The following is a 25551-nucleotide window of genomic DNA, read 5'->3' as shown; positions in this document are numbered from 1 at the left end:
GTTGGCAGAATGTCACGTAATTAAGATTGGTGACGCAATGGTAGGAGGTCCGTTCGGATCTACTACCGGTTTAGTGGTGGGGAGTATTTTTTACGACAAACACTCTATTGTTTCTGATCCTTTCGCCGGTGAGTTTGATCAATCTCGTGCGGCGGAACTGGTTGACCGTGTAAATCAACTCAGTAAGCGATATGGGGTTCAAATGGCCTTTGACATCATTGCAGCTTCACCTGAGGCTATGGAACGTTTTTTGGAATTCGTAAGTGCGCGTACAAACCTCCCATTATTAATAAATGCTACTGAGGCCGAAACTCGTATAGCCGGGCTTGAGGCGGCTGCTAAACTTGGAATTCTGAACCGTTCTATTTATGCTTCACTCAACGAGGATACCGAAGATGAAGAATTGGAAGCACTTGGCCGGCACCGCCCCGCTGCTGTCATGATTCTTGCTAGCGATGTTAGCAATCCCACCCCTGAAGGAACCTGCGAAATGATTGAAAACTATTATCACCCTATGTTAAAGGAGATTGGTGTACAAGCTCCGATTGTTGATGTAGGCACTATGGACCCACCTTCGATAGGCTTGAATATCCGGCAAATTCAGGCTGTACGGGAACGTTTCGGTTATCCTGCAGGATGTGCTTTTTCCAACTGTTTTCCACAATGGACCAGCGTGAAAAAGTTGGGCAGGGAATGGGTAAATTTGTCTTTGGCAACAGCCCTTGCCGTCTGTCGTGCCGCCGGTGCAGACTATTTACACTACGGTATCATTGAGAAGGCTGCAGTAGCAGTTTATGTGTCGGGGACTGCAGAAGTATTCTATGGATTTGCGGCTAAGGAACTAGACGGGCAAAAACTACCGGAGAATCATCCCTTATGGAATATGTTCAAATTATAAAGGGAGATGGAGTAATGTCACTCCGGATGAAATTAGCTGAATTGCTTTCCGGAAAGTGGAACGGTCCACCGCTAATTGATATCGGAACAACATCCCTCACCGGCATTCAGGCCGGTGCCCTTCCGCATTTGCGAGAAGACGGTGCAGTGGCACATCCTATTTATGAAACTTTGCCTTTGGCTCCAAAGGAGTGTATCCGTTTAGGGTCTGATTTCCTCCGTACTGGTCTTTTATTTGACCCACCGGTGATAACCGGTGAAGCTTTTACTGACGCTTTCGGTGTTCAATGGCAAAGGGACGAAGGTTTATTGTCACCAATCAGCCATCCTTTGGAAAATGCAGAGCTCAAGGATATCTTACATTACCCTAACCCCGAATGGCGGAACCAATTACAGCTTGTTGAACCGGAATTTAGAGAGGCAGGCATTTTAATCGCGGATGCTCCTTGCCCGGGTCTAATAGATCTGAGCTTTATGCTGCGCAACCCCTGGCGGTTTATGGAAGACATTGCTGAAAAAAACTGGAAGATGGCTGCAGCCCTCTTGGATTGGTCATTGGAAACTATTATTGAGGCATATAACTACATGTTGAGTTCGCTTCCCGAGCAACCGGATGTTATCGTTTACAGCGATGATCTGGGCTACCAAGACGGGATGTTTTTCTCTCCATCGGATTTCCGCAATCTAGTCCGTCCTTATATGCATTCGTTGCTGACCCGGCTTAGACAGTTAACCCCGGCGGCGATTTGTTTTCACAGTTGCGGAGCTATTCGCCCCATCCTGAAGGAAATAGCAGAATTGGGTATCGAGTTAATCAACCTGGATACCAAAGCTAAAGGGATGGATGTTTTGGAAGTGCGGCGGGAACTGCCCGCTTCCATAATATTGCACGGATCAAACGACCTGTGTGCTTTGGGCGAAGCCGTGGCCAATAAAAACAAAGCTAGAATCGCCTTATTAATTACAGAGTTGGCTCAGAGTGCACCGGTCATTGCCGGTCCCCTCGACAACATGTCTTCGGCAGAACAAGTGCTTGCAGCTATCCGCGGGGCTGCGTTTATCCGCAATTTCTCCAGCGATGATTTTGAAAAGTTGCGTAATATTGGTCCGGTTCGAAACATCATTGAAGAGGCAATAGAGAAAACATTATTAGCAGAATTTCCTGAAATTGCGGCCCTTTAATATAAAGTTCACAAAATTATGGGAAAAGGGGTGAGATATTTTCGGATAATCCAAAATATACAAAAGATTTGCAAATGAAAAATTTGAGGAGGGAACAAGTATGGCAAAGATGACCAGCCGGGAAAGAGTTATTGCGGCAGTTACAATGAAAGAGCTGCCGGATCAGGTCCCCGTAAACCCTTTGTTAATGACACGGGGCATTCGCGAGGGTGGAGTTAGAATTGATGAGGTTATGTTCGACGGCGAGGCTATGGCCAGAGCAAAAATCAAAGCACTGCAAAAATTCGGTGGAGACGTGGTGCTTGCCGGAACCGACTTGTTTACCCCGGTAGAGAACCTGGGCGCTGTATTAGAATACCTGCCCTATGCACAACCTTCATTAGTTGAACATCCCGCGCCTACAAAAGAAGCTTTTTACCGCTTAAAAGATAACTACCTAAAGAATGGTTTTAATCCGGATAAAGGTCGTTTGAGAGCAATTCAACAAGAAATAAAAACCTTTATAAAAGAAGGCTGGAAGGATACACATGTACTGGCTACACCCGTCGGCGGTCCGATTACTACCGCTCAGATGGTTACCGGAACAGACAACTTTTTTACCTATTTGGCTGAAGATCCGGATTTCGCTAAAGAGGTTATAGAACTATCTCTTGATGTTGTGAAAAATGTCTGCCGGATGATGTTTGAAGCTGGTGTTGATGTCGTCAATATCCTTGACCCATTCTGCTCCTGTGATATTCTACCGCCGGAAATGTATAGAGAATTCGGCTTACCTTACCAGCAGAGGTTATTCGCTTATATTAAGGAAATCGGCGGTATAGGCCTCCTCCATACATGCACCTATACCCAACCCATTTGGCCCGACATTGTTACAACCGGCGCCGTTAACTTTAACGGTGATATGTACCCCGGAGCAGATCATGCTAAGCGTACTATAGGAGATAAAATTTCACTAATGGGTACGGTTAGCCCATACTCAACGTTAGTCCACGGCACTCCCGAGGATGTTGCCAAGGAAGTAAAGAAACTAGTTGCTGAAGTGGGGTATAACGGCGGATTTATCTGCATGCCCGGATGTGATATTGACTGGACTGTTCCGGAAGAAAATTTACGCGCGTTGATTGACACCTGCGCGTCAATCAAGTACCCGATAGACATCGAGGCCCTTGGTGACCTGAGTAATGTTTATTTGCCCGGACACCCCAAACACCCGGGTATGCGCAAAATTTCAACGGATGACGATCAAATGGTAAGAATGGGAATACGGAAGACCCTTGAGGTAAAGAAAACTCCTGAAGAAGAGGTTTACATCAACCTGGCGGATGCGGTTATGGAATATGATGATGAAAAAGCAGTAGAGTGGGCCAAAAAAGGTTTGGAACTCGGTTTGACCCCCCAACAGATTATATTCAACGGTTTATCCGTTGGAATGAAAATGGTCGGCGATTTATATGAGCGCAACGAACGTTTTGTGACCGATATGATTAAATCTGCCAAGACGATGGAAAAGGCATTAGCTATCCTTGCTCCGCTGATGGAAGCCTCAGGCATAGGATCCGGAAAGAAAGAAACGGTTGTAATGGGGCTCGTGCGCGGCAACACTCAAGACATTGGCAAAAATCTCGTGGTTCTTATGTTAAAGGCAAATGGCTATAATGTTATAGACCTCGGCAAGAACGTTAAACCTGAGCAGTTTATAGAAGCGGCAGAAGCCAATAATGCTGTAGCCATTGGTATATCTGTTATGACTAACTCCTCGGTTACCTATGCAGAGAAAACCGTCCAATTACTTAAAGAGAAAGGTCTAGCCGACAAGTATCTGGTGATGACCGGCGGAGCAGCGATGAATGAGGAGATTGCCGAGCGAATAGGTGCCAAATATGGTTCGGATGCCAACGCAGCTGTTTCTTTAGTGAAAGAGTATCTTGCTGCAAGAGAAAGGGCCAACTGATTATGCCTTTATACGACTTTGTTTGCAGCGATTGTAATGCCAAGCGTTCGGTGATAATAGATTATAAAGACAAAGAGGGATTGGAACTGATATGTGTTCACTGCGGTGGAGTGATGAGAGCTTCTTCGGTAGCGTTGTTTTCTTTTGTTAAACCGGGAGGAAAACATCCCGCCAATCGGGAAATAACTAAGCCTTGCGGGCACACTCTTCATTGTCGCTGTGCCGCCGTAAAACAAAAAGGCCCCAATCCTTTTGAAAAAAAGTCAATTAAATTCCAATTCATGTTCCGGGAAATTTTCCCGGAACTTTTTTATTTGCAATAATAATAGTTCAATGAGAAACTATAGAAATGTTTTATTTATGTTATAGAAAGTTTTATATATAATTGTAATTGTGCAGAGGGGGATCAGCTACCCGGTGGTAGCTAATTCACTGTGAAGCTATGTTGGTCAATATTAAAAAGATTGGAGGAAAATTTTCGTGGAGAAAAGCGCATTAATTGAATCAATTCGCAAGAAGGCCGAGGGTTATTTTGCTCGCGGAGAATTTTTTTGTTCGGAAGCCGTGGTACACACCATCAATGAGTTGCTCGGCTGGCCGTTTCCTGAGGAAGTTGTAAAAATGGCATCCGGTTTTCCGATAGGCATTGGCAGGTCGGGGTGCCTCTGCGGAGCCGTCAGTGGTGGCACCATGGCCCTTGGCATGGCTTACGGGAGGAAGCACGGTGAACCCATGAACGAAAAAATGTTTCAAATGTCCGCTGGGCTGCACGACCATATCAAAAGTATGTATAAAAGCACATGCTGCCGCGTCCTTGTGAGAAATTACGATTTTAACAGTCCCGAAAGAAAAGCCCACTGTATTAAAATAACAGGCGAAGTCGCCGCATGGGTTGCTGAAAAGTTGCTGGAAGATCCGGAAATTGCACAAAAAATTAACATGGGAGGAATAGGATAAGCGCGGTGGTAAATATGAAAATGATTATCAACAAAGCACCTATTCCGATAGCCGGGTTGATGCTGGCTTTAGCAGCAGCGGGCAACCTGGTTTTGTCCTACGGAGAAGTATATAGAAATATTTTTGGCGTTTTGTCTGCTGTTATAATGTTTTTGCTCGTTGTAAAAATGTGTACCGTGCCGAAATCCTTGGCAGAGGGCTTCGAAAATCCTGTGGTTGCCGGCGTCATGCCCACGTTTTCCATGAGTTTGATGATTTTATCCACGTATATGAAACCCTATTTTTATACGGCGGCTTACTGCTTATGGCTTCTCGGCTTATCTTTACACGCCGTACTGATGCTTTATTTTACTAAAAAATATATCTTCAACTTTAATATTAAAAAAGTTTTTCCAAGCTTCTTTATTGTCTACGTAGGTATCGTCTGCGGCAGCGTGACTGCCCCGGTATTTGGGATGACAAACTTTGGCCGATTCCTATTCTGGTTCGGCTTCACATCTTATTTAATTTTACTGCCGCTAATAATATACAGGGTTGTAGTAATAAAAGGAATACCGGAACCGGCTGTGCCAACCATTGCTATTTTTTCAGCCCCGGCGAGTCTGTGCCTGGCTGGTTATTTGAATTCTTTCCAGCAAAAAAATATGGCTATGGTCGCGTTTTTAAGCATATTATCGCTGGTTATGTATATTTCAGTGATGCTGTATATTCCTAAAATACTGAAGTTAAAATTCTATCCCAGCTATTCGGCCTTAACATTTCCATTTGTCATTACCGCCGTTGCAATGAAAGGCACATACGCTTTTTTAACAAAAACGGGAAAGACAATTCCGCTTTTTATGTATTTAACCAAATTTGCAGAGCTTTGGGCAATTGGAATGGTCCTTTATGTGTTGATAAGATACGCCATTTTCCTACTGAAACCGGATGATCGAATGCTTTTAAATTAAAATCCGCTTTTTCGGGGAATAATAAATCCAGGAAAACTGTGGCGTTTGCGAAAGTAAAGAAGGGCCCGTAACCATGGGTAACGAGATTTATAGAGAAGCTTCGGCTATAAAATGTGAAACACTCCTGCCCGGATATGCTTTTAAACGGGCTCGGGTGTTTTTTATTTGTAAAACATAAAATTGAATTTTCCGGATCATGGTGCTAACATATTAGCTGATGGAACGCGATTGAGGAGGTTTTGTATTTGCGGCTCACCCAGCACAATGCCATCTACCTTCACGCCAGAAGGTACAGGGAGATAATCAACGTAATCGTGAAGTACGGCTTTGGATATCTGCTGGAAAGGATCGGACTTGCCCGCCTGATAAGCGGGGACAAGTACCGGAAAGTCAGGAGATTGACCGCTCCCGAAAGGGTCAGGTTGATGCTTGAAGAGCTGGGGCCGACTTTCGTAAAGTTAGGCCAGATTCTGGCCACCAGGCCCGACGTGATACCACCCGATTACATAGAGGAGATTAAAAAGCTGCACGATAGGATTCCCGGCGTCGGGTTCGACAGGATAAAGGAGCAGGTGGAGAGGGAGCTGGGGATAAGGATTGAGGAAGTATTTTCATCTTTTGAACCTCAGCCTTTTGCGGCAGCTTCTATAGCCCAGGTCCACAGGGCTGTTTTGAAAAGCGGGCAGAGCGTTGTGGTGAAGGTGCAGAGACCGGGGATAGAACGGGTTATTAAAGCAGACCTGGATATACTGCAAAGCCTGGCCAGGCTCGCCGAAAGACATATCCCGGAAAGCCGCATATACGATCCGGTGGGGCTGGTGGAGGAATTTGCCCATGCTCTGCAGAGGGAACTGGACTTTACCCGGGAAGGCTGGAATGTGGAGAGGTTCAGGCGAAACTTTGAGGGGGACTATAGCGTTTATGTCCCCAGGGTTTTCTGGGAGTTTACAACCCGCAGGGTTCTTACGATAGAATACGTGAGCGGTGTCAGAGTGGACCAACTTGATAAGATTGAGGAGATGGGAATTTCCAGAAAGAAGATAGCGGAAAAGGGTGCCAGGGCAATTTTAAAGCAAATTTTCGCGCATGGATTCTTCCACGCCGACCCGCACCCGGGCAATATATTGGTACGGCCGGACGGCAGGATAGCCTTCATAGATTTCGGGATGATGGGCAGGATAGACCGTTACACCAGGTATAAAATGGCCGATCTTATAAAAAATGTAGTAAAAAGAGATGAAGAGAGAATCGTCGATATCCTCCTCGATATCGGAGATGCCGGCAGACAATGCAATATCGGGGAACTGCAGCTGGACGTCCAGGACATGCTGGAACGGTATTACGGCAGAACCTTAAAAGAAATAAACATGACGGGACTCCTTAACGAAATTTTTGCCACGGCGAACAGGTATGGTATAAAGATACCTCCGGGGTTCGCACTGCTTTCCAAGGCTATATTGACGATCGACGGCATTGGAAGGCAGCTTTACCCGGAGTTCGATTTTATAAAAATAGCCGGGCCCTTTGTGAAGCAGCTGATGAAAGAACGGTACAGCCTCCCATACATGGCCAGAGTTCTCAGGGCTAATTTGGGTGAAGCGGCCAGGTCTCTTCTACTTTTACCTGACCTGATAGGTGAAATATACGACAAAGTAAAGAGGGAAAGCATAAAGATAGATTTTGAGTACAATGGCCTCGAAAAGTTCGCCTTCGAGCTTAACCGTATGACCAACAGGCTGGTGTTCAGCATGATAGTTGCGGCGCTGATAATCGGAACATCACTGATAATCCGCTCCAACGCCGGTCCCCACCTTCAGGGCTTTCCCATTATGGGGATATTGGGTTTCGTCCTGGCAGGGGTACTGGGGTTCGGCCTATTGATTTCCATAATAAAGACGGGTATAATGTGAGTGAATTTTTATAGTTGGAGGAAGGGGTATGAATAAAAGAAGATTTAAATTGATTCAGGCTTTACTGGTTGCCGTTCTCGTGTTCAATATCTTTTCTCCCGAAGTGCTGGCTGCCGGTGGTCAGCAAGACATTCCTCCAGAAGTAGATCTCCTGATGAAGCTCTCCGATTTCATCGAACAAAACTACGCCGGCGATGTGGACAGGCTGCAGCTGATTCAAGGAGCCTTACGCGGCATGGTCGATTCTCTGAACGATCCGTATTCGGAGTATTTTTCGCCCGAAGAACTGAAGGAATTTGAACGGTCGACCAGCGGAAATTTCGGCGGAATAGGTATCGTTATAACGACAAAGGACGGCTTTACTACCGTGGTTTCTGTGCTGGAAGGCTCTCCCGCGGCAAGGAAAGGAATAAAGCCCGGAGACAGGATAGTGGAAATCGATGGGAAGGACGTGACCAAATTAACCACTTCGGAAGTGGCGGAGCTGTTAAGGGGCAATGAAGGCACGAAAGTTAGCGTAGGGATTCTTAGAGAAGGCGAAAAGCAGATTTTGAAGTTCGATATAACCCGGGAAATAATTAGGGTAAACCCGATAGAATACAGAATTCTGGAAAAGGGCATCGGGTACATAAAAATCAGCGAATTCAACGAAAATACCGCAGAAAACATAGACAAGGCACTGGCGGCTTTCAAAAACAGCGGTGTCAGAGGATTGGTACTGGACCTCCGCAACAATCCCGGCGGGCTTCTGGATCAGGCCGTTGAAACCGCCAGGCGTTTTGTGCCCAAAGGGCTCATAGTAAAGGTTATCTCCAAAAACGGTAATACCAGGGCTTATTACTCCGATTCGGCCCCTTCTCCCTTCAAGCTCGTGGTGCTTGTTAACGGGGGTTCTGCCAGTGCATCGGAGATACTGGCCGGAGCCATAAAAGACAGAAAAGCCGGAGTAATAGTGGGTGAGAGGACCTTTGGCAAGGCAACCGTGCAGCAGCTTATCAACCTGGGGAGTTTAGGAGGCATAAAACTTACCATCGCCAGATACGTCACGCCCAGCGGGATTGATATAAACGAGACCGGCATCGTACCGGATATAGAAGTAAAGCAGGATACCTCCGACCCCACAAAAGATTTCGTGCCGCTTAAGTCCACGAGGCCTCTTAAGTACGGCTGCATAGGCCTTGATGTTATGGGACTTCAGCAGCACCTGCGGTTCCTCGGCCTGTTTAATGGTGAACCCGACGGCGTATTCGAGCAAAGGACCAAAAAGGCGGTAGAAGATTTTCAGGCTAAAAAAGGATTCCCAGTAAACGGAATTGCCGACGAAAAACTGCTGGAAGCTCTTGATGGGGCCGTGAATGAGGCGCTTAAGTCTCGCGAGGATCTACAACTCAAGAAGGCTCTTGAAGTCTTAAAGGGACTTTTAACTGAAAAAACAAAAAGAGCTGTATAAAATAATAACGCGGTATATTAAAGCTTTGAAATTCGGCTAAAATTATAAATTCATGAAATGCTCCTTGGGCAGTAAAAGAAAATGAAATATCAAGAAAAACTATAATTATGACCATAAACTGATTTTAGTTAAGTTTGCTCTGATAACAGTTAAATTGTATAATGTATGCAGTATGAACATGTAGCTAAGGAGGACGGAGAATGGATCAACTATTGTACGGCATTCTATCTTTAAAACTATCTCAGGTCATAATGTTTTTAATCGGTGGTGTTCTTATTTATCTAGCTATTAAAAAAGAGTACGAACCAATGCTTTTGCTGCCCATTGGCTTCGGTGCAATTCTGGCTAACATCCCTTTTTCTTCGGCAATAGGCGATGAAGGTTTTTTGACATTACTATTTAAAGCAGGAATACTGACAGAACTATTTCCCGTGTTGATATTTATCGCCGTGGGAGCCATGATCGACTTTACTCCCCTTCTGCAGCAACCCTTCATGCTTTTCTTCGGTGCTGCGGCCCAGTTCGGCATATTCTTTACCATGGCCATGGCGGCTTTATTTGGATTTGATCTTAAAGAGGCGGCATCTATTGGAATAATAGGTGCGGCTGACGGTCCCACTTCGATTTACGTGGCTACCAAATTCGCACGGCATTTACTGGCCCCTATTTCGGTAGCGGCCTATTCCTATATGTCCCTGGTTCCCATCATTCAGCCGCCGGTTATCAAATTGCTGACAACTTCGGCTGAGAGAAAAATTCGTATGAAACCGGAGTTTAACGTAAAAATTTCAAAAACGGTTTTGATTCTCTTCCCCATAGTCATTACCATCATAGCAGGAATAGTTGCTCCCGTAAGCGTGGCCCTCGTCGGTTCCTTAATGTTCGGCAATTTAATTCGTGTATGCGGTGTTTTGGACAGGCTTTCCAAAGCGGCCCAGAACGAACTGGCAAATCTTGTTACGCTTCTTCTTGGAATTACCATTGGTTCAACAATGACCGCAGAACAGTTCTTAAACCCCTCGACATTGCTGATTATAGCTATGGGCCTGGTGGCGTTTATCTTTGATACCGCCGGCGGTGTCATATTCGCAAAAATCCTCAACCTTTTCCTCAAAAATAAAATAAATCCCATGGTCGGAGCAGCGGGTATATCTGCGTTTCCCATGTCCGCCAGAGTTATTCAGAAATTGGCACAGCAGGAAGATCCGTCAAACTTTGTGCTGATGCAGGCAGTAGGTGCTAACGTGGCGGGACAGTTAGGCTCCATTATAGCGGGCGGTTTAATCCTTACACTGGTAAAATAAGATAAAGGAGGAATTCCGTTGGAGGTTTTTTTTGAGACATTACGGTTGATGGTAATAGGCATGGCCGGCGTATTTACCGCTATATCACTCTTTTATGTTATGATAAAATTAATGATAAAACTCTTTCCGCGAGATAATAAAATCCCGGCGGATGCCCGAAACTGACTCTGATCTTGACATTCTCTGTGTTTGGAGTATAATAATGTAAAAAAGTTAAGAGAAATAGGGGTAAGTTATGGGCGACGTATATATATTCGGACATAAAAATCCGGACACCGATTCAATTTGTTCTGCAATTGCATACAGTGATTTCAAAAATCTCACTGAAAAAGGCCACAATTACATTCCCGCTAGATTAGGCGCGGTCAGCAGAGAAACGCAATATGTTCTGGACTATTTCGGCGTAACCGTTCCCCGGCTTATAGAAAATGTTTACACACAAGTATCCGATATACAGTTTGATGAGCCAGTAAATGTAAATAAAGATGCTTCAATCTTTCAGGCCAGGGAAATGATGATTAAGCATAACGCCGGGACGATAAACATAGTGGATGACGATGGTAAATTTCTGGGCCTTGCTACGCTGGGGGACATTTCAAAGACCTACTTAGAATCTTCATTAGATTTTTCCCAATATAAAGTACCTGTAAAAAATATTGCAGAAACCTTGAAAGGCGAAGTTCTCGTCTTGAAAGAAGAGGTATTCAGCGGGAATATTTTTGTGGCGGACATGCAGATAGACGATATCCAAAGCCGCATAAAAGAATGCGATATATTGATAGCTGGCAATAGGAAAGATGTTCAACTCATGGCTGTCAAAGGCGGAATAAAAATCCTTGTAGTCACAGGGAGCCATGAGGTAACGGACGATGTATTAAGGGCCGCTAAAGCGAACGGCGTAACGGTGATAAAAGCGCCTTGCGATACGTTTGATGCCATGAAATTGATAAATCAGAGCATACCCGTTCAGTACAGCATGAAAACCCAGGATCTAGTCACTTTTAGTTTGGAAGATACGATTAATGATGTTAAGGAAACAATGCAGAAGTACGCGTACAGAAGCTTCCCTGTTCTGGACGGCCGGAAGAGGCCCGTGGGTATGCTGGCAAGGCACCACATAAAGGATTATCCCAGAAAAAACGTAATACTAGTTGACCATAATGAAAAGTCTCAGTCTGCAGAAGGAATCGAACAGGCGAATATCCTGGAAATCATAGACCACCACAGATTAGGGGGTCTTGAGACCGAACAACCCATCGTATTCACAAACCGGCCCGTAGGCTGCACTGCGACTATAATTTTAAGATGCTATGAAGAAAAGAACCTTGTGCCATCAAAAGAAATAGCAGGCCTGATGTGCGCTGCCATATTATCGGATACCCTCATATTTAAATCGCCCACGTGTACCGACGAAGACGTAAGAGCGGCAAAAAAACTCGCCGGCATAGCCGGTATAGAAATTGAAAAATTCGGAAGGGCAATGTTTGAGGCGGGGACATCTCTGGAGGGGAAAACCGAAGAAGAGATATTTTTTACCGATTTTAAAGAGTTTAAAGTAGGAGACTTCAAATTTGGCGTAAGCCAGGTGAATACTTTTAGTAATGCCTCGGAACCCCTCAAAAACCGCCTGATACAATTCATGGAAAAACTGAGGGCCGACAGGGAGTACGACTTCCTGCTCCTTATGCTGACGGATATAATCAATGAATCTTCCGAGTGTCTGTTTGAGGGTAATCATGATGAACTAATTAAAAAGGCTTTCGGTGTGGATTTTGCTGGATACAGCTTCTTACTGCCCGGTGTTGTTTCCAGAAAAAAGCAGGTTATCCCGAGGATCATATCAGCTATAAATTCTCTTTCATGATTCGGGCAGGAAACCGATGACTGCATATATGCCCTCATTGTCGATCGAATGTATTACTTCAAGATCGGCTTGCTTCATGTAGCAGGCTACCTCGTCCGCGAGCGGGAGAAGATGATGGGACACGGGTGAGCCTGCCGACCGGTGAACGGCGTTAATTTTTTCCCGGCTTTCCGAATGACATATAACCAGCCTGCCTCCCGGATTCAACAGGGAGGCGGTTTTTTTTACGCATTTTTGCTTGTCTTCAACATGAGGAAATACCGTATCGCGTAAAAAGGCCCGCGGCAACGATGTCTTTGATTTTATCTTGCATTATACATACCACCTTGAAAACTTTATGAGTAACATATAATAAAGAAAACGTAACACGATGTCTTAAAAAAATATTTTCATAAATCAAATAATGCCCGTTACGGACAATCGGGAATGTTTTACGCCCTTCAGGGAGGATTAACAAAGTTCTATCCACTTTGATTTACCAAGGAAATTAAAAGATTCTGCACGGCCTCTATCATGTGCTCATGGGTGTAGCGTTCCATTACCGTTCGGCAGGCTGTACGGGCCATTTTTTCCGCATCACCGGGGTTTTTTATAACGTATTCCATGGCTTCAGCAAGGGCACGGGGGTTGTCGGGCGGCACCAGCATGCCGGTTACTCCGTGTCTTATTATTTCCGGATTTCCTCCAACGTCGGTGGCTATGACCGGTTTTCCCATGGCCATGGCTTCCAGCAGTGAAAGGCTCAAACCCTCGCTGCGCGAGGAGAGCACCAGCATATCCGAATTTTGCATTATGCGGTATATATCCCGGCAGAACCCCAGGAAATTCACCCTTCCTTCCAGTCTCAGGTTCGATACTAAATTTTTTAACTCCCGTTCGAGAGGGCCGTTACCGGCTATATAAAAGACTACCTCTATACCGTCGTTGGAAAGCCTCTCGACCAGGATGGCGCAGGCCTTAAGAAATACGTCAACTCCCTTGTCCGGGATGAGACGGGATATGTTCAGAATCGCAACGGGTTTTTGCCGGCATTCACCGTTGCTTCCGGTGTATTTTGCTATAAGATGCGGATCTATGCCGTTGTATATAACTTCGATTTTTTCCGTGGGAATTGCCCACATCCTGCTGATCTCTCGGGCCATACGGTGCGACACGGTTATAATTTTGTGATTGCGCCTCAACAAATGTCCGGCAGCGCGGTTTATAAAATTTTCCTTCGGGAAATTGTGAACCGTTGTTACGATGAAGGGGGTACCGGCGGCGAGGGCGGCAGTAGTGCCGATTATAGCCGCGGCCAACCCGTGGGCGTGAATTATTTCAATCCCTTCTTTTTTGAGAAGCCTGACGATGTCGAAGAGGGATCTTGCCACCGCTATGGGGCTTCGACGGTCCCCCAGTTTAATGCTGTGGACTTTTACGTTTAATTTCTCCAGATTCCAGGTATCCGGGTTGTCGTCCGAAAGGGCGAGGAATATGTCGAATTTAGCTTTATCGAGACCCCAAAGGAGCTGTTCCACGTGGCGCTTCATGCCACCTTCGGAGTCCCGGACCAGTTCTAGGAGTTTTATCTTCTGCATTTCAATCGACCTGCCGGTGAACTGTTATTTCTTCGGCTATCAGCAGCAAAACCGGCAACCCCAGAAAAATCGCCATGGTTCCTGCTGCTACGATGCCCGAATCGTTGAAAATAAACCCCAGAATGCAACCGATGCTGGCGCCGGCAAATCCGGCGTAAAGTTGTTGGTACCTACTAAATATTTTTTTCATGGTATCGGGGGGTCTAAAGGAAAGGGAAATTATGACCGCAATGGTTGTGATCAATACCCGAGTCCAAGGTGTGTACTTAAACAGCCTGTAGTTCATAGAGAGTTTACGCGTTGCGATGGAGAATACAGGATTGATTCCATTTTCTTTCACCAAGGCCACCGTCTGGCTGATATGACTGGGAGGTCCTACTACGGTTGCCAAGAAAAACAACAGTGCCAGCATGAGCGCCATCCCGGCGCCAATGCCTCCGAAGGTCTTCAGGTTAAGCCTCGAGCCGGAGAGCAAAAGCAGAGTGGTCAAAAAGGCTCCGTAAGCGCTGATGGCTCCACCCACATTGCTGCCAAAAAACGGGGATGATATGAGATAAAAGACCGAGCCGAAAACGAAAAGGCTAACTGCGAGCGACGTAAGGCGATTTTTAATTTTAATTTCGTCAAGCATGGCGGTAATACCGATGGTCGTAGATCCTATGAGTACGCCCTCGTATTCGTTACCAAGGCCGTAATAGCGGGCACCCGCTATAGGGTCATGTCCCAATACCGAAGTTCCTAAAAGCCGTGCACCGGATAACAGGTCGGCGGTTATTGCCGATGCGGTGAGCAGGCTTATAAAAGTAATAGCGCCAAGGGTACTTTTAAATCTCATGCCGATTGACGCTACTGCCGTAGAGATGATAAAGGTCCAGGCGTACCTGTAAAATAAAGTTTCCCCCGGGAGTAACGGAAGTACAAGGAAAACCAGCGGTACCGCCATATTTGCAAGGATAAAGGGCTTTGCGAAAGCAAGCCAGTTCTTTTTAAAATAAATTAAAAGCAGAAATGCTATGGAGACAGCTATCTGCATGGCTACATACGGCTTTATAAGATAAGCCCTCTGAATATATGTATTAACCGCTTTACGGTTGGTATCGAGGAGGAAATTGTAGGCCCCTGAAAAATCTATACTTTCTATGGGATTGCCCAGCATAACCGCCGGCACCGGGATCCGGAAAAAATCAAGTACAGTTGGAGCTATGTCAATATTGGAGATTATACCGGGACGGCGGGTGGTGGCGGATCGCGCAAGGCCCGGGTCCATCTTGGGGCCGGCCGCTATGAACGGAGTGAGTAGCTTACGTTCAGAATACCCCTGGTGGGATGGGAAGGGCGTCACGATCATCAACAGGTCTTTTTTTAGGTCCAAAGCCGCTGCCACCCTTCCGATGAATTCATCTGCATCCTTCAGGGCCTTTTTACGGTGGTATTCGTACATTTTCGGAGTGACGAGGTTAATACAGTCGTTAGCTCTGACGGTATCGCCCAGATGGATTACTATAAGGCCGCCTTTTGCTTTTAATTCAATAAACTTTGCGTAAAGTTTTTCATAGTCGGTTTTTACGAAAAAAGGGCTTTTGCTATCTTTTTTGTTGATATCACTCCCCACATACCCCGAGTTTACTACACCACTAGTATCCATTGCTATTAGTGCCGCAAGCCTGTTTTTTTCCAAAGGCGTATCCGCGTTACCCAGGATTGATACGGGTATACCGTTGTTTTTTAAAAGCTCCCCCAGAAGTCCCGGTATTATCTCGTGATCCTGTTTTTTGTTTTCCGAAATTATGGCAGGAATATCTAGCTGAACGATATCACTTTTGGCAGCGGTAACACCGGTGTACATTTCAAAGGCGCTGCCTGCGTCTGACGTTTCATACGCTTCGAAGGCCATCAGAGCTTTTTTGCCTTTGCCGCCGGCATGGGCTCTGGTTCCCGCTCCGAGAGTAAGGTAGCTGCTGGCTGGATCGTAATTCCTAGCAGTCCTTATGTTCATTAGGCCAGCGACGCCCCGGTCCATAAGTCCGCGTATGTTGGGATAATCACCGTTCAGGTCCTCAAGGTTTATACGGTCGAGAACGATCATTACAGCCAACCGGTGGGAAGCACCGGTATCCGCGGCGACGGGGGATGAAAAAAACAGAAGAGTAAATATTAGGAGGAAAAAAGCGACCTGTCTTTTCAACATTGGAAACACTCTCCTGAGTCTTGATTTTACAGTTTATATTATTGAATTAAAACTTCTTTTTTATGATTCTGCTGTAAAGTTTTAAAAACAAATCATATTTAATCCTGTAATGGTAAATACTAGGAAATAGAATATCACCTGTCGGGGGGCTGTAACTTTGAAGGAGTGCTTTTATCGTTTCAGCCTTCTATACAAGTTTGTGAACAGAATATTCCCGCTGGTTGATGCGGAATTAAAAAAATATACGACTCTCGCAGAAAGAATTCCGGATCCGGTGTTAAGCCATCAGGCACTGGAGAGCATAAAGGAAAAGAAGTTCCACTGTCAGGGCGGCAGCGTATACGCTCTGTACCCCGGTGTTTCGCAAAAGGACATGGTGCATTTCATAGTGTCGTACCAGACCATTAGCGATTACCTGGACAATTTGTGCGATAGGGCGGGAGTCATGGAAGAAAAGGCTTTCAGGCAGCTTCACCTGGCCATGATCGATGCCCTGCTTCCGGGGGAGAGTTACAACGATTATTACAAGTATTACCCTTACAGAAACGATGGCGGGTACCTTACGTTATTGGTCAGCGAGTGCAAAAAATTTATATCCACTCTGCCCTCTTATACTGTAATAAGGGAGAAGATTCTCTTTCTGGCAAGGCTTTACTCGGATCTGCAGGTATACAAACACCTGGCGCCGGAAATCAGGGAGTGCAGAATGGCCGGTTGGTTCAGCAACTACCTGGATTACTTCCCCGAAATCAGCGGGTGGGAGTTTTCCGCAGCCGCCGGTTCTACGCTGGGAATTTTTATGTTAGTAGCGGCGGCTGCCGATCCGGAACTGGATAACCTTGAGGCCTGGAAAATATTTCAATCGTATTTTCCCTGGATCTGCGGCCTGCATATCCTGCTAGACTACTACATCGACCTGGATGAGGATAAGGATGGCGGCGACCTTAATTTCGTTAGTTACTACCAAAACAGGATAAAGTGTTTAGAACGGTTGAAGCTGTTTTACCAAAATTCCCTGGAAGAATCGGCAAAATTAAGATACCCAAATTTTCATACCACGGTCGTGGACGGCCTCATGGCCATGTACCTCTCGGACCCAAAAGCCTTTACCGGCGGGCGCGAGCCCTTAACGGCGGAGCTTTTAAACCGCTGCGGATTTTATGCCAAGCTGATGCACGGCTTTTGTTGCAGGCTTAGAAAAACAGCCAGGCTTTGATTATCTTTTTCTTAACATTACCTTCTCGGAAAGGTCCGCCAGTATTTGCTTATAAATCGAATCAGGGAGTTCGTTTAAGATTTCTTTGGCCTTTTTAACGCATTCTTCGGCCTTTGCATATGCTTTCGTGATGGCACCCGAATGCTTGAGATCACGGATAATCTGGTACTTCATATCTGTCGCAAGGTTTCTTTCCATCAGGGTATACCGGTATTTTGCCTCCCACACCCTGTCCCGCAAAAAGTATATATAGGGAAGGGTTATTTTTCCCTCTTCCAAGTCGTGAGCTACGGGCTTCCCCATCTCGCTTGTATCGCCGGTTATATCCAGGATGTCGTCGACTATCTGGAAAGCGTAACCCAGATAGAGGCCGAAAAGTCCCATTTTTTCTATCTGCACCTCATCGGCTTTACCGCAGTCGGCGCCTGATTTGCAGCAGGCTGCGATGAGCGATGCCGTTTTTTTCTCTATGGTTCTAAAATAGCGATCTTCATCAACCGTTAAGTCCGGACTCTCACGAGCCTGTATGATCTCGCCCGTGCACATCTCCTGGATGGCCTCGACCAAGTACCCCATACACCGATTCAGGTTCTGTCTGCAGAGCACTTCAAAAGCTTTAGCGAATATGTAGTCGCCGGCAAGGACTGCCGTATGGTTGCCGTAAACGTAATTTATCGTGGGGCGGTTCCGTCTGTAATCCGACCGGTCTATCACGTCATCGTGTATCAGGGAAGCGGTATGTATTAGTTCAGCGGCTACGGCCGAATAGATCATTTTCGTGTTTACAGGAGAAAAGCAAAGTCCTGAAAGCAGTACCAGCTTGGGCCTGAGCCGCTTTCCACCGGCAAAGAAGTCTTTCAGTATACCGCGGATCGATTCATCGCCTTCCTCGATGACCCGCATTAATTCATTTTCAATGAGCTTCATTTCCTTAGATATCTGAGGGATATCATCTAGGTTGGGATTCACGGTAGAAATCATGGTTCTGCTCCAATCTTTTATTATCGTTGTTTAAGGATATTTTTATCCCGGCCTGATTTTTTTATACAGTTGATTCGCAGGTTATATTGTTGTGATACCCGGCAGTGCAAGTTATTCGTTGATATTTTATACGAAAAATGATACAATATGACCATAAATATAAAATGGTCATATATTTTAAAGGAGGCACATATAATGCCTGCTGCGTTTTCTGAAAAAGAAAAAACTCTAATTAAGAGTAGATTAATAGCCGCAGCTGAAGATTGTTTGCAAAAATATGGAGTTAAGAAAACCAGCGTTGAACATCTCACTAAAATGGCAGGAATTTCAAAGGGAGCGTTTTATATATTCTACAGTTCAAAAGATATGTTATTTTTTGAAGTTGTAGAAAAGATTCAGAACGCAATATTCAGTCAATTAATGGAAAATCTGTCTAAAAAAGATTCTGACCCTAAAACCAAATTTATTGATGCTATTTTTAAAGCTCTTATGCTCGTAAAAAATTCTTCTTTGATTAATCTTATCCAAAGCAATGAAATGGAGATTATTTTGAGAAAGCTGCCGGATGAAGTGATTAAAAAACATCACTCTTTTGATTCTATATTTATAAAAAACCTGTTAAAAGTATTGGAAATCGAGGAGTGTGGCAATATCGATACTATTTCGGCAGCTTTAAGAGCGATTTTTGTTACAGCATTGTATGAAAAACAAATAGGTGAATACTATCACGAAGCTATAAAGCTGTTGGTTACGGGATTGGCAGAACAGATATTTAAGGGGAATGACAATTGGAATGGAGGATTGAAAAATGAAAGTAATCGAGGTGCATAATTTGACAAAAAAATTTAGGAATTTGATTGCGGTTAATAATATTTCATTTAAAAAGGACCTGGAGAAATATATGGTTTCTTAGGGTTAAATGGCGCCGGAAAAACTGCTGCGATACGAATGTTACTCGGAATGATAAAGCCAACACAGGGGACTGTGTTGCTGTTTGGGAATAATGTGGGATACTTAGTCGAAACCACTCATTCATATCCTAACCTTACGGTTAGAGAAAACCTTGAAGTGTATCTTCATTTAAGAAAATTAACCGATAACAAGTTAATAGACAACGTTATTGAAAGATTAAAGCTCTCGGATTATCGAAATACTAAGGCCAAATATCTATCGTTGGGCAATTTACAGCGATTGGGATTAGCAAAAGCGTTAATGCATGAACCCAAACTACTCATTTTAGACGAACCTATGAATGGATTGGATCCAGCGGGGATTATAGAGATTCGGCAGATACTTGTAGAGCTTTCTAAACGAGGAACCACTATTTTTATTTCCAGTCATATCTTAAGCGAGATTGCTAAATTGGCCACAAAAATCGGCATAATACATAAGGGCAGGCTTATTAAAGAATTAGAATCGGAACAATTAGAGCAACAGGTTTTAAAGAAATTAATAGTAGAAACTCGTGATAATATGAAAGCTGTAGAATTGCTAAATAATAGTATTTTTTCAAGTATTAATGATGAAGGTATGATTGAAATATACGATTACAAAGCAATAAGTAATCCTGAAATTATTTGTAAAGGTTGGTTAATGCCGGTTTGCCTCCAAGAACCTTATATGTTTTTGAAGAGGATTTGGAATCCTTCTTCATAAGAACCATAAGCAACGAGGAGGGTTAATGTATGAAGGGGCTAAAAAGAGCATTTATTGCGGAACTATTGAAACTAAAGCACTCGAACGCAATATGGGTTAGTTTTGCTGCTTTTGCTTTGGGGCCCATTATGGGTTGCCTTATAATAATAATTTTGCAAAACCCAATATTAACTCATAAATTAGGAATTATAAGTGCTAAAGCCGCTATACTGACTTTTTCTGCCGATTGGAATTCTTATTTTTCTTTTTTATCGCAAGTAGTGGGATTTGGAGGAATAATAGTATTCGGTTTTGTTGCAAGTTATATCTTTGGAAGGGAGTACGTGGACAGAACGGTGAGGGATTTACTCTCATTGCCGGTTTCTCGTGATAAGATATTAAATGCGAAATTTTTTGTTTATTTTGTCTGGTGCTCTGGCCTAACAATCTCTAATTTAATTTTGGGACTTTTAATAGGGAGAGCATTGAACTTAACGGTTGGGAGCATGGAGTTTTCTATGAAAGCCTCAAGACCTATTTTATCACCGCTCTATTAGCTATGGCCTTAGGTACACCGATTTCTTTTTTTGCATTGTGGAGTAAAGGTTATTTAGCACCTTTAGGTTTTTTAGTGTTAACTTTGATTTTGGATCAGTTTATCGCGATTACCAATATACGATATTATTTTCCATGGTTAATTCCCGGTTTATACAGCGGTGCTCTCGGCGAGTTTAAAAGTCTATTGAATATATGGAGTTATTTGATATTGGCCTTTACTTGTATAGTTTGCTATGCATTGACGATAATATGGTGGAAATACACCGATCATACATAAAGGCTATTATAAGGAAAAAAAGCACCGATTTTTGGATACACAGCCAAAAAGCGGTGCTTGCCTGAAAAGATTTTTTTATTGGCAGAAAAACCTATTCCAAATCCAAATAATCGATATAATTCATTATATTGGCGTTTTTATCTATTATTCCTTTAATTTTGGCTGTTTTGCATGTCATGATGGTGGTGATACCCGGTCCGTGACCCATCTTGACGCAGTCGCTGTGTATTACTACGCCGATGGTTACGGCTCCTTTTAGATAACCTCTTCCGTAAGTGTTATCGCAGTCTTTGAGTAAAACCAAATCGCCGAACCTTAACCGGTCAAGGCCGAGGTTTTGGATTTCGTCTTTGTCGCCGGTCATTATATCATAGTCTCCGCTGAAAGCTGTTGCCGCGCCAAGGCCGGAACCCATGAGGTGTGCCGGGGCTTCGGCGACAACTGGGACTTTAAGTATGCCGTTTTCTTCAATTATAGGTATTTTTAAGAACAGGCGGGGATCGATGTTCATTACCACGATTTCGGGGTAGTCGAGAAGTTTTAGCCCCTGTCCCCAGGCTTTGATGAGTATTTTATCATCTACCGCCATTTTTTCCATGTCTTCTTTTTTGAATTGGAGGATGACATGCTCGATTCCTCCGTGTTTTCCTATAACAACCCCTTTTGCACCTTTTGCGTCGCCGGTTACTACCCTCGCCTCATTTCCTATGCATGACAGCATCATAAGGGCGTTGTTTTCGTTTTTATCTTCGTTTCTTATTGAAACGCCCGGTTCTATGTGGTCGCCGGACAATCCGAAAGCGGAGTCGCCGAGGCTTACGTTGTATGTAATGCCTCCGGTAGCCGGCAGTATATTTACGCTTCCGTCATATCCTATCCTAAAAGGTGATGCGGCAACGGGATGATGGATTTTTCCCTGAACCGATTGAATTACCGTTTTTTCGATGTTGGTCCTTAACATTTCTACACCTCCTTTCACGGACTTTTATTCATCATCCGAAGGATCATTATGGCTATGGGTTAGCTGAACGTATAGCGATTTACGTCTTTACTTTATGTAGTTTACGACGTTCCTTTTCCTTTCAATGGGGCGTGGTTGCTTTGCTGGGTCGGGATACCCCAGGGCCACGGTGAAAAACGGCTCGTAGCCGTCCGGGAGAGAAAATTTTTTCACCTCTTCCTCGATTTTAAACAGAAAACTTGTAAGGCCTATCCAGCATGCACCCAGCCCGAGGCTGTGAGCAGCCAGCAGCATGTTCTGCGTGGCAGCGCTGCAGTCGATCAAGGCGGAATAAGCGTCCTTCCTGCCCGATACCACGATTATCGTGGGCGCATTGTAAAATAGGTGAAATCTCTCGTTGCGCCCCATGGCAGCTATCCATTCTATCTCCGATTCAGCCATGAGCTTTTTTGTCACGCGGCTGAAGTGGTCTATTAATTCCTTGTCCTGTATTACGGTGAAATGCCAAGGTTGCTCGTTGTGCCCGCTGGGGGCATGGATCGCCGCCTCGATGATCGTCTGTATTTCCTCTTCCTTTATCTGTTCCGGCCTGAACCGCCGGATGCTCCTGCGGGTTTTTATGGCATTGATGACCTCGTTCATAATATTTCCCTCCTCTTGAAAATAGACTTCCATACCACTCACTAAATAATATATCATAAAATAACGTCATATTACGGCTGGTTAAAAGAAAAAGTTTCAACAATTGAGCGCTTGTTTTTTGAATTTACGAATTAGTATTGCTCGTTGTTTTAAAGTTGTGTATGATGATTGTATATGATGATTGATTCGCTATTTAGCTTTATTTTTTCATCTTTTTGATTTTGTAATTTGACTGTAAAATCTTAGGAAATCGGGGGTTCAATGAATGAACACTACTTTTAATGGGGAATGGAAATCTGACGATATAAAAGCGGATCTGCACATTCATACAACAGCTTCCGATGGCACCTGGCGACCAAAAACCCTGCTGAAAAAGCTGATAAGTGCAGGGATTAAACTTTTTGCCGTAACCGACCATGATACCACGGAAAATCTTGCTGAGACCGCTGCGCTAGCTAAAGAATACGGTCTCAAATTTATAAACGGAGTGGAGGTCAACACCACTTATAACAACCATAATTATCATATTCTTGGCTTGGGAATCCAACCTGAAAACGAGGAGCTGCAGAGGCTGCTGAAAAGAAACCGGCAATTAATGGAGGAAAAGGATGATGAAAGCATAAAATATCTCGAAAGGAAGTATCCGATTGTTTGCTTCGATGAATATAAAGAGTATAAAAATAACCCGGATAGAGGAGGATGGAAAGCTTTAAATTACTTGATCGATAAAAAGTTATGCAGAAGCTATAAAGACTTTTTCAGCTTATTCGGCGACTGGGGGAACCCTTTTGAAAAACTCGAATTCGTATCGCCCGGCGAAGCGATAAAAGCGATTTGCATGGCCGGAGGGGTTCCTGTATTGGCACACCCGGGTGCGTCGTTTTACGATAAGGATTATAAGGCTTTAATTACCTTCATGATAGGTGAGGGGATTAGAGGTATAGAATGCTATCATCCCGAGAATAGCCCTGAAATAACCCGGTACTGTCTTGAAATATGCAAATCAAATAATCTACTGGTGACCGGTGGTTCGGATTGTCATGGGGAGTTTGTCGCCAGTAGGTGTTTGGGGGTTCCCGATATACGCTTTTCACAGTTAAGGCTGGATGGGGTTCATATATATTAGGGGAAAGCGTAAATCTCACTCCTTTTAGTGAAGTTAATAACCCGGAAAGAGAGGAGAGTATACTTCCGTGTTTCAACTGAACGGAGAACAGGAGCAGAGGGCTCTAAAGCTGCATCGTGAGAGCATCGTTTTCGACGCCCACTGCGACACCATCCTTCAGGTGTTAGAGGGTAAGCGAACTCTCGGAGAAAGGTCAGAGGAGGGACATTTGGATATACCCAGGCTCAAAAGCGGGGGAATTAAAGTCCAGGTATTTTCGGTGTTCGTGCGGCCCGAATGGTACGGCGACGCGGTCCACGCCACGCTGAAAGGGATTGCCGCATTAAAGCGGGAGTTCGAGAAAAACGCTGGCGACGTGGTCCTGACCAGGTCCGCCGACGGTATTAAAAAAGCTGCGGCGGAAGGGAGGATCGCTGCGCTGATAAGTATTGAAGGCGGTGAAGCCCTCCGGGGAGACCTGGATATGCTTGGAATATACTCGGAACTGGGAGTTTCTTCAATGATTCTCACCTGGAACAATAGAAACGCGATTGCCGACGGTGCTGGCGATATCAGGAGCGGAGGAGGGCTTTCGAGTTTTGGAGTCGAGGTCATAAAGGAAATGGAGAGGCTGGGAATGGTGGTAGACCTGGCCCACATATCTCCGAGAGGTTTTTGGGATGTTATAGAAACGGCCACAAAGCCGGTAATCGTCTCCCACTCGCTTCCCAGGAAATTCATGGATATTCCAAGGAACCTCGATGACGATCAGATAAAGGCCGTAGCGGAAAAAGGAGGAGTTATCGGGGTGAGTCTTTACTTTGCCAGTTACGGCGGTGAAGGAGGGAACCTGGAAAAGCTGCTGGATGCCATCGATTACATAGCCAGCATCGGGGGAGTGGACTGCGTCGGTCTCGGTTCCGACTTCGATGGTTTTAGCGGTGAGGTTCCGGGATTGGAATCCTGTGAAAAGTTCTGGAATATTACCCGTGGCCTCGTATACCGGGGTTACTCCGATGAAGACATCGGGAAAATCCTGGGGAATAACTTCATCAGGGTATACGAACAGGTGCAGAGCAAATGAAGAAAGGAGAATTTGCCATGCTATTTGGCGCCCATATATCGATTTCAAAGGGTTACGAAAACGCGGTGAAAGAAGCCCTTTCTATCGGGGCCAACACCCTTCAGTTTTTCACCCGGAATCCGCGGGGAGGCGCCGCCAAGGCCCTGGACGAAAACGATATTAAAAAATCTTTTGAGTTGCGGGAGAAGGAAAACTTCGGGCCCATGGTGGCCCACGCGCCCTATACCGTGAACATGGCGGCTAATAAAAATGAGACGGCGGACTTTACGAGGAGGGTGCTCAGGGAAGACCTGGATAGACTGGAAAAGGTGGGGGCTCCTTACCTCGTGATACATCCGGGTAGCCACCTGGGCGACGGAGTGGAAGCGGGTATTGAAAGAATCGCAGCGGTGTTAAAAGAGGTCGTCACAGGCAGGGAAAGGGTGATGGTACTTTTGGAGACCATGGCCGGTTCGGGCAGCGAAGTGGGATATACCTTTGAGCAGCTGTACGATATAATGGATAAAACCGGCATTCCCCATGCCTTCGGTGTGTGTATAGACACCTGCCACCTTTACGGTGCGGGATATGACGTTAAGGACCGCCTGGACGAGGTCCTGGCGGAGTTTGACCGAGTGCTGGGGTTAGATAAAATTAAAGCCGTGCACCTGAACGACAGTAAATTTGGCCTGGCCAGCCGTAAGGACCGGCATGCCAACCTGGGCCAAGGGCAACTCGGGCTTGAAGCCATAAAAAGAGTCATAACTCACCCCGCCTTAAAAGGCAGAGCCTTTTTGCTGGAGACCCCCGGTGGCATGGAAAACTATAAAAAAGAGATAGCGATTTTAAAGGAAATGAGCAAAGAAAATGGCTGAAGATAGGG

General features: G+C 45.0%; 24 protein-coding genes. 18 read left to right on the top strand and 6 right to left on the bottom strand.

The features are described from left to right. The first annotated feature begins 1 nt into the window (after position 1). The 11 genes from TOCE_RS07720 (at position 2) to TOCE_RS07675 (ending at position 12465) form a co-directional block, all read left to right on the top strand. Entirely contained in the window at positions 2-898 is an 897-nt protein-coding gene (locus tag TOCE_RS07720; protein ID WP_013276310.1) for a tetrahydromethanopterin S-methyltransferase subunit H family protein, read from the top strand. Positions 899-912: 14 nt separating this feature from the next. After that, a complete protein-coding gene (locus TOCE_RS07715; protein WP_013276309.1) occupies positions 913-2079 on the top strand; it encodes a uroporphyrinogen decarboxylase family protein in 1167 nt (388 codons plus the stop codon). Between the two features lie 100 nt (positions 2080-2179). Further along, a complete protein-coding gene (locus TOCE_RS07710) occupies positions 2180-4030 on the top strand; it encodes an MtaA/CmuA family methyltransferase (RefSeq protein ID WP_013276308.1) in 1851 nt (616 codons plus the stop codon). A 2-nt stretch (positions 4031-4032) separates the two neighbouring features. Next, entirely contained in the window at positions 4033-4353 is a 321-nt protein-coding gene (locus TOCE_RS07705) for a zinc ribbon domain-containing protein (RefSeq protein ID WP_013276307.1), read from the top strand. Positions 4354-4510: 157 nt separating this feature from the next. Next, the gene (locus TOCE_RS07700; protein ID WP_013276306.1) at positions 4511-4987 is read left to right on the top strand and encodes a C-GCAxxG-C-C family protein; all 477 of its coding nucleotides are present in this window, start codon (positions 4511-4513) and stop codon (positions 4985-4987) included. 14 nt (positions 4988-5001) lie between these two features. Next, a complete protein-coding gene (locus TOCE_RS07695; protein WP_013276305.1) occupies positions 5002-5937 on the top strand; it encodes a TDT family transporter in 936 nt (311 codons plus the stop codon). Between the two features lie 245 nt (positions 5938-6182). After that, the gene (gene ubiB / locus TOCE_RS07690; protein WP_013276304.1) at positions 6183-7847 is read left to right on the top strand and encodes a 2-polyprenylphenol 6-hydroxylase; all 1665 of its coding nucleotides are present in this window, start codon (positions 6183-6185) and stop codon (positions 7845-7847) included. A gap of 28 nt (positions 7848-7875) precedes the next feature. Then, complete coding sequence (locus tag TOCE_RS07685; protein ID WP_013276303.1) at positions 7876-9297, top strand: S41 family peptidase; 1422 nt, start codon at positions 7876-7878, stop codon at positions 9295-9297. A gap of 200 nt (positions 9298-9497) precedes the next feature. Next, a complete protein-coding gene (locus tag TOCE_RS07680) occupies positions 9498-10601 on the top strand; it encodes a sodium ion-translocating decarboxylase subunit beta (RefSeq protein WP_013276302.1) in 1104 nt (367 codons plus the stop codon). 18 nt (positions 10602-10619) lie between these two features. Then, a complete protein-coding gene (locus tag TOCE_RS11955; protein WP_013276301.1) occupies positions 10620-10766 on the top strand; it encodes an OadG-related small transporter subunit in 147 nt (48 codons plus the stop codon). A 70-nt stretch (positions 10767-10836) separates the two neighbouring features. Continuing rightward, a complete protein-coding gene (locus TOCE_RS07675) occupies positions 10837-12465 on the top strand; it encodes a putative manganese-dependent inorganic diphosphatase (protein WP_013276300.1) in 1629 nt (542 codons plus the stop codon). Here TOCE_RS07675 and TOCE_RS12775 read toward each other — a convergent pair. From TOCE_RS12775 to TOCE_RS07660, 3 genes are all read right to left on the bottom strand, one after another. Next, positions 12460-12588: a hypothetical protein gene (locus tag TOCE_RS12775; protein WP_281054634.1), complete on the bottom strand. Its 129-nt coding sequence runs from the start codon at positions 12586-12588 to the stop codon at positions 12460-12462. The genes TOCE_RS07675 and TOCE_RS12775 overlap by 6 nt on opposite strands. A gap of 338 nt (positions 12589-12926) precedes the next feature. Next, complete coding sequence (locus TOCE_RS11670) at positions 12927-14042, bottom strand: glycosyltransferase family 4 protein (protein WP_013276299.1); 1116 nt, start codon at positions 14040-14042, stop codon at positions 12927-12929. Between the two features lies 1 nt (position 14043). Continuing rightward, positions 14044-16230, bottom strand: a complete 2187-nt coding sequence (locus TOCE_RS07660) for an alkaline phosphatase family protein (RefSeq protein ID WP_013276298.1) — start codon at positions 16228-16230, stop codon at positions 14044-14046. A gap of 157 nt (positions 16231-16387) precedes the next feature. Here TOCE_RS07660 and TOCE_RS07655 point away from each other — a divergent pair, with 157 nt between their 5' ends. Continuing rightward, on the top strand, positions 16388-17446 hold the full coding sequence (locus tag TOCE_RS07655) for a tetraprenyl-beta-curcumene synthase family protein (protein WP_013276297.1): 1059 nt from the start codon (positions 16388-16390) through the stop codon (positions 17444-17446). Here TOCE_RS07655 and TOCE_RS07650 read toward each other — a convergent pair whose 3' ends face one another. Beyond that, positions 17447-18427, bottom strand: a complete 981-nt coding sequence (locus TOCE_RS07650; RefSeq protein WP_013276296.1) for a polyprenyl synthetase family protein — start codon at positions 18425-18427, stop codon at positions 17447-17449. 195 nt (positions 18428-18622) lie between these two features. On the opposite strand from TOCE_RS07650, the gene TOCE_RS07645 reads away from it, so the two are divergent. The 3 genes from TOCE_RS07645 (at position 18623) to TOCE_RS11665 (ending at position 20619) form a co-directional block, all read left to right on the top strand. Beyond that, positions 18623-19258 (top strand): TetR/AcrR family transcriptional regulator, encoded by a 636-nt coding sequence (locus TOCE_RS07645; RefSeq protein ID WP_013276295.1) that lies wholly within the window; start codon positions 18623-18625, stop codon positions 19256-19258. Between the two features lie 117 nt (positions 19259-19375). Beyond that, positions 19376-20083 carry an ABC transporter ATP-binding protein gene (locus TOCE_RS07640; protein ID WP_245523116.1) on the top strand — a complete coding sequence of 236 codons (708 nt, stop codon included), beginning with the start codon at positions 19376-19378 and terminating at the stop codon, positions 20081-20083. A 29-nt stretch (positions 20084-20112) separates the two neighbouring features. Continuing rightward, positions 20113-20619, top strand: coding sequence for an ABC transporter permease (locus tag TOCE_RS11665; RefSeq protein WP_049817911.1), 507 nt, complete (start codon positions 20113-20115; stop codon positions 20617-20619). Positions 20620-20988: 369 nt separating this feature from the next. Here the strand turns inward: TOCE_RS11665 and TOCE_RS07630 are convergent, their stop codons facing one another. Together TOCE_RS07630 and TOCE_RS07625 are read right to left on the bottom strand one after the other, a co-directional pair. Continuing rightward, on the bottom strand, positions 20989-21858 hold the full coding sequence (locus TOCE_RS07630; protein ID WP_013276294.1) for a DUF4438 domain-containing protein: 870 nt from the start codon (positions 21856-21858) through the stop codon (positions 20989-20991). A gap of 87 nt (positions 21859-21945) precedes the next feature. Beyond that, on the bottom strand, positions 21946-22500 hold the full coding sequence (locus TOCE_RS07625) for a nitroreductase family protein (RefSeq protein ID WP_013276293.1): 555 nt from the start codon (positions 22498-22500) through the stop codon (positions 21946-21948). Positions 22501-22765: 265 nt separating this feature from the next. Between TOCE_RS07625 and TOCE_RS07620 the strand changes: the two genes are divergently transcribed. From TOCE_RS07620 to TOCE_RS07610, 3 genes are all read left to right on the top strand, one after another. Beyond that, entirely contained in the window at positions 22766-23626 is an 861-nt protein-coding gene (locus TOCE_RS07620; RefSeq protein ID WP_013276292.1) for a PHP domain-containing protein, read from the top strand. Positions 23627-23693: 67 nt separating this feature from the next. Beyond that, on the top strand, positions 23694-24689 hold the full coding sequence (locus tag TOCE_RS07615; RefSeq protein WP_013276291.1) for a dipeptidase: 996 nt from the start codon (positions 23694-23696) through the stop codon (positions 24687-24689). Further along, the gene (locus TOCE_RS07610) at positions 24686-25543 is read left to right on the top strand and encodes a deoxyribonuclease IV (RefSeq protein WP_223156803.1); all 858 of its coding nucleotides are present in this window, start codon (positions 24686-24688) and stop codon (positions 25541-25543) included. Before TOCE_RS07615 ends, TOCE_RS07610 begins: the two co-directional genes overlap by 4 nt. Positions 25544-25551: the final 8 nt, after the last annotated feature.

It is taken from the genome of Thermosediminibacter oceani DSM 16646 (assembly GCF_000144645.1).
Lineage (GTDB): Bacteria > Bacillota > Thermosediminibacteria > Thermosediminibacterales > Thermosediminibacteraceae > Thermosediminibacter > Thermosediminibacter oceani.
This window is presented reverse-complemented; position numbering and strand designations above follow the sequence as displayed.

Bases quoted from the DNA above. Each gene is read 5' to 3' on its own strand.
- TOCE_RS07715 (WP_013276309.1), top strand. From the start codon at position 913: ATGTCACTCCGGATGAAATTAGCTGAATTGCTTTCCGGAAAGTGGAAC.
- TOCE_RS07710 (WP_013276308.1), top strand. From the start codon at position 2,180: ATGGCAAAGATGACCAGCCGGGAAAGAGTTATTGCGGCAGTTACAATG.
- TOCE_RS07705 (WP_013276307.1), top strand. From the start codon at position 4,033: ATGCCTTTATACGACTTTGTTTGCAGCGATTGTAATGCCAAGCGTTCG.
- TOCE_RS07695 (WP_013276305.1), top strand. From the start codon at position 5,002: ATGAAAATGATTATCAACAAAGCACCTATTCCGATAGCCGGGTTGATG.
- TOCE_RS07685 (WP_013276303.1), top strand. From the start codon at position 7,876: ATGAATAAAAGAAGATTTAAATTGATTCAGGCTTTACTGGTTGCCGTT.
- TOCE_RS07680 (WP_013276302.1), top strand. From the start codon at position 9,498: ATGGATCAACTATTGTACGGCATTCTATCTTTAAAACTATCTCAGGTC.
- TOCE_RS07675 (WP_013276300.1), top strand. From the start codon at position 10,837: ATGGGCGACGTATATATATTCGGACATAAAAATCCGGACACCGATTCA.
- TOCE_RS11670 (WP_013276299.1), bottom strand. From the start codon at position 14,042: ATGCAGAAGATAAAACTCCTAGAACTGGTCCGGGACTCCGAAGGTGGC.
- TOCE_RS07660 (WP_013276298.1), bottom strand. From the start codon at position 16,230: ATGTTGAAAAGACAGGTCGCTTTTTTCCTCCTAATATTTACTCTTCTG.
- TOCE_RS07650 (WP_013276296.1), bottom strand. From the start codon at position 18,427: ATGATTTCTACCGTGAATCCCAACCTAGATGATATCCCTCAGATATCT.
- TOCE_RS07645 (WP_013276295.1), top strand. From the start codon at position 18,623: ATGCCTGCTGCGTTTTCTGAAAAAGAAAAAACTCTAATTAAGAGTAGA.
- TOCE_RS07640 (WP_245523116.1), top strand. From the start codon at position 19,376: ATGTTACTCGGAATGATAAAGCCAACACAGGGGACTGTGTTGCTGTTT.
- TOCE_RS11665 (WP_049817911.1), top strand. From the start codon at position 20,113: ATGAAGGGGCTAAAAAGAGCATTTATTGCGGAACTATTGAAACTAAAG.
- TOCE_RS07630 (WP_013276294.1), bottom strand. From the start codon at position 21,858: ATGTTAAGGACCAACATCGAAAAAACGGTAATTCAATCGGTTCAGGGA.
- TOCE_RS07625 (WP_013276293.1), bottom strand. From the start codon at position 22,500: ATGAACGAGGTCATCAATGCCATAAAAACCCGCAGGAGCATCCGGCGG.
- TOCE_RS07620 (WP_013276292.1), top strand. From the start codon at position 22,766: ATGAACACTACTTTTAATGGGGAATGGAAATCTGACGATATAAAAGCG.
- TOCE_RS07610 (WP_223156803.1), top strand. From the start codon at position 24,686: ATGAAGAAAGGAGAATTTGCCATGCTATTTGGCGCCCATATATCGATT.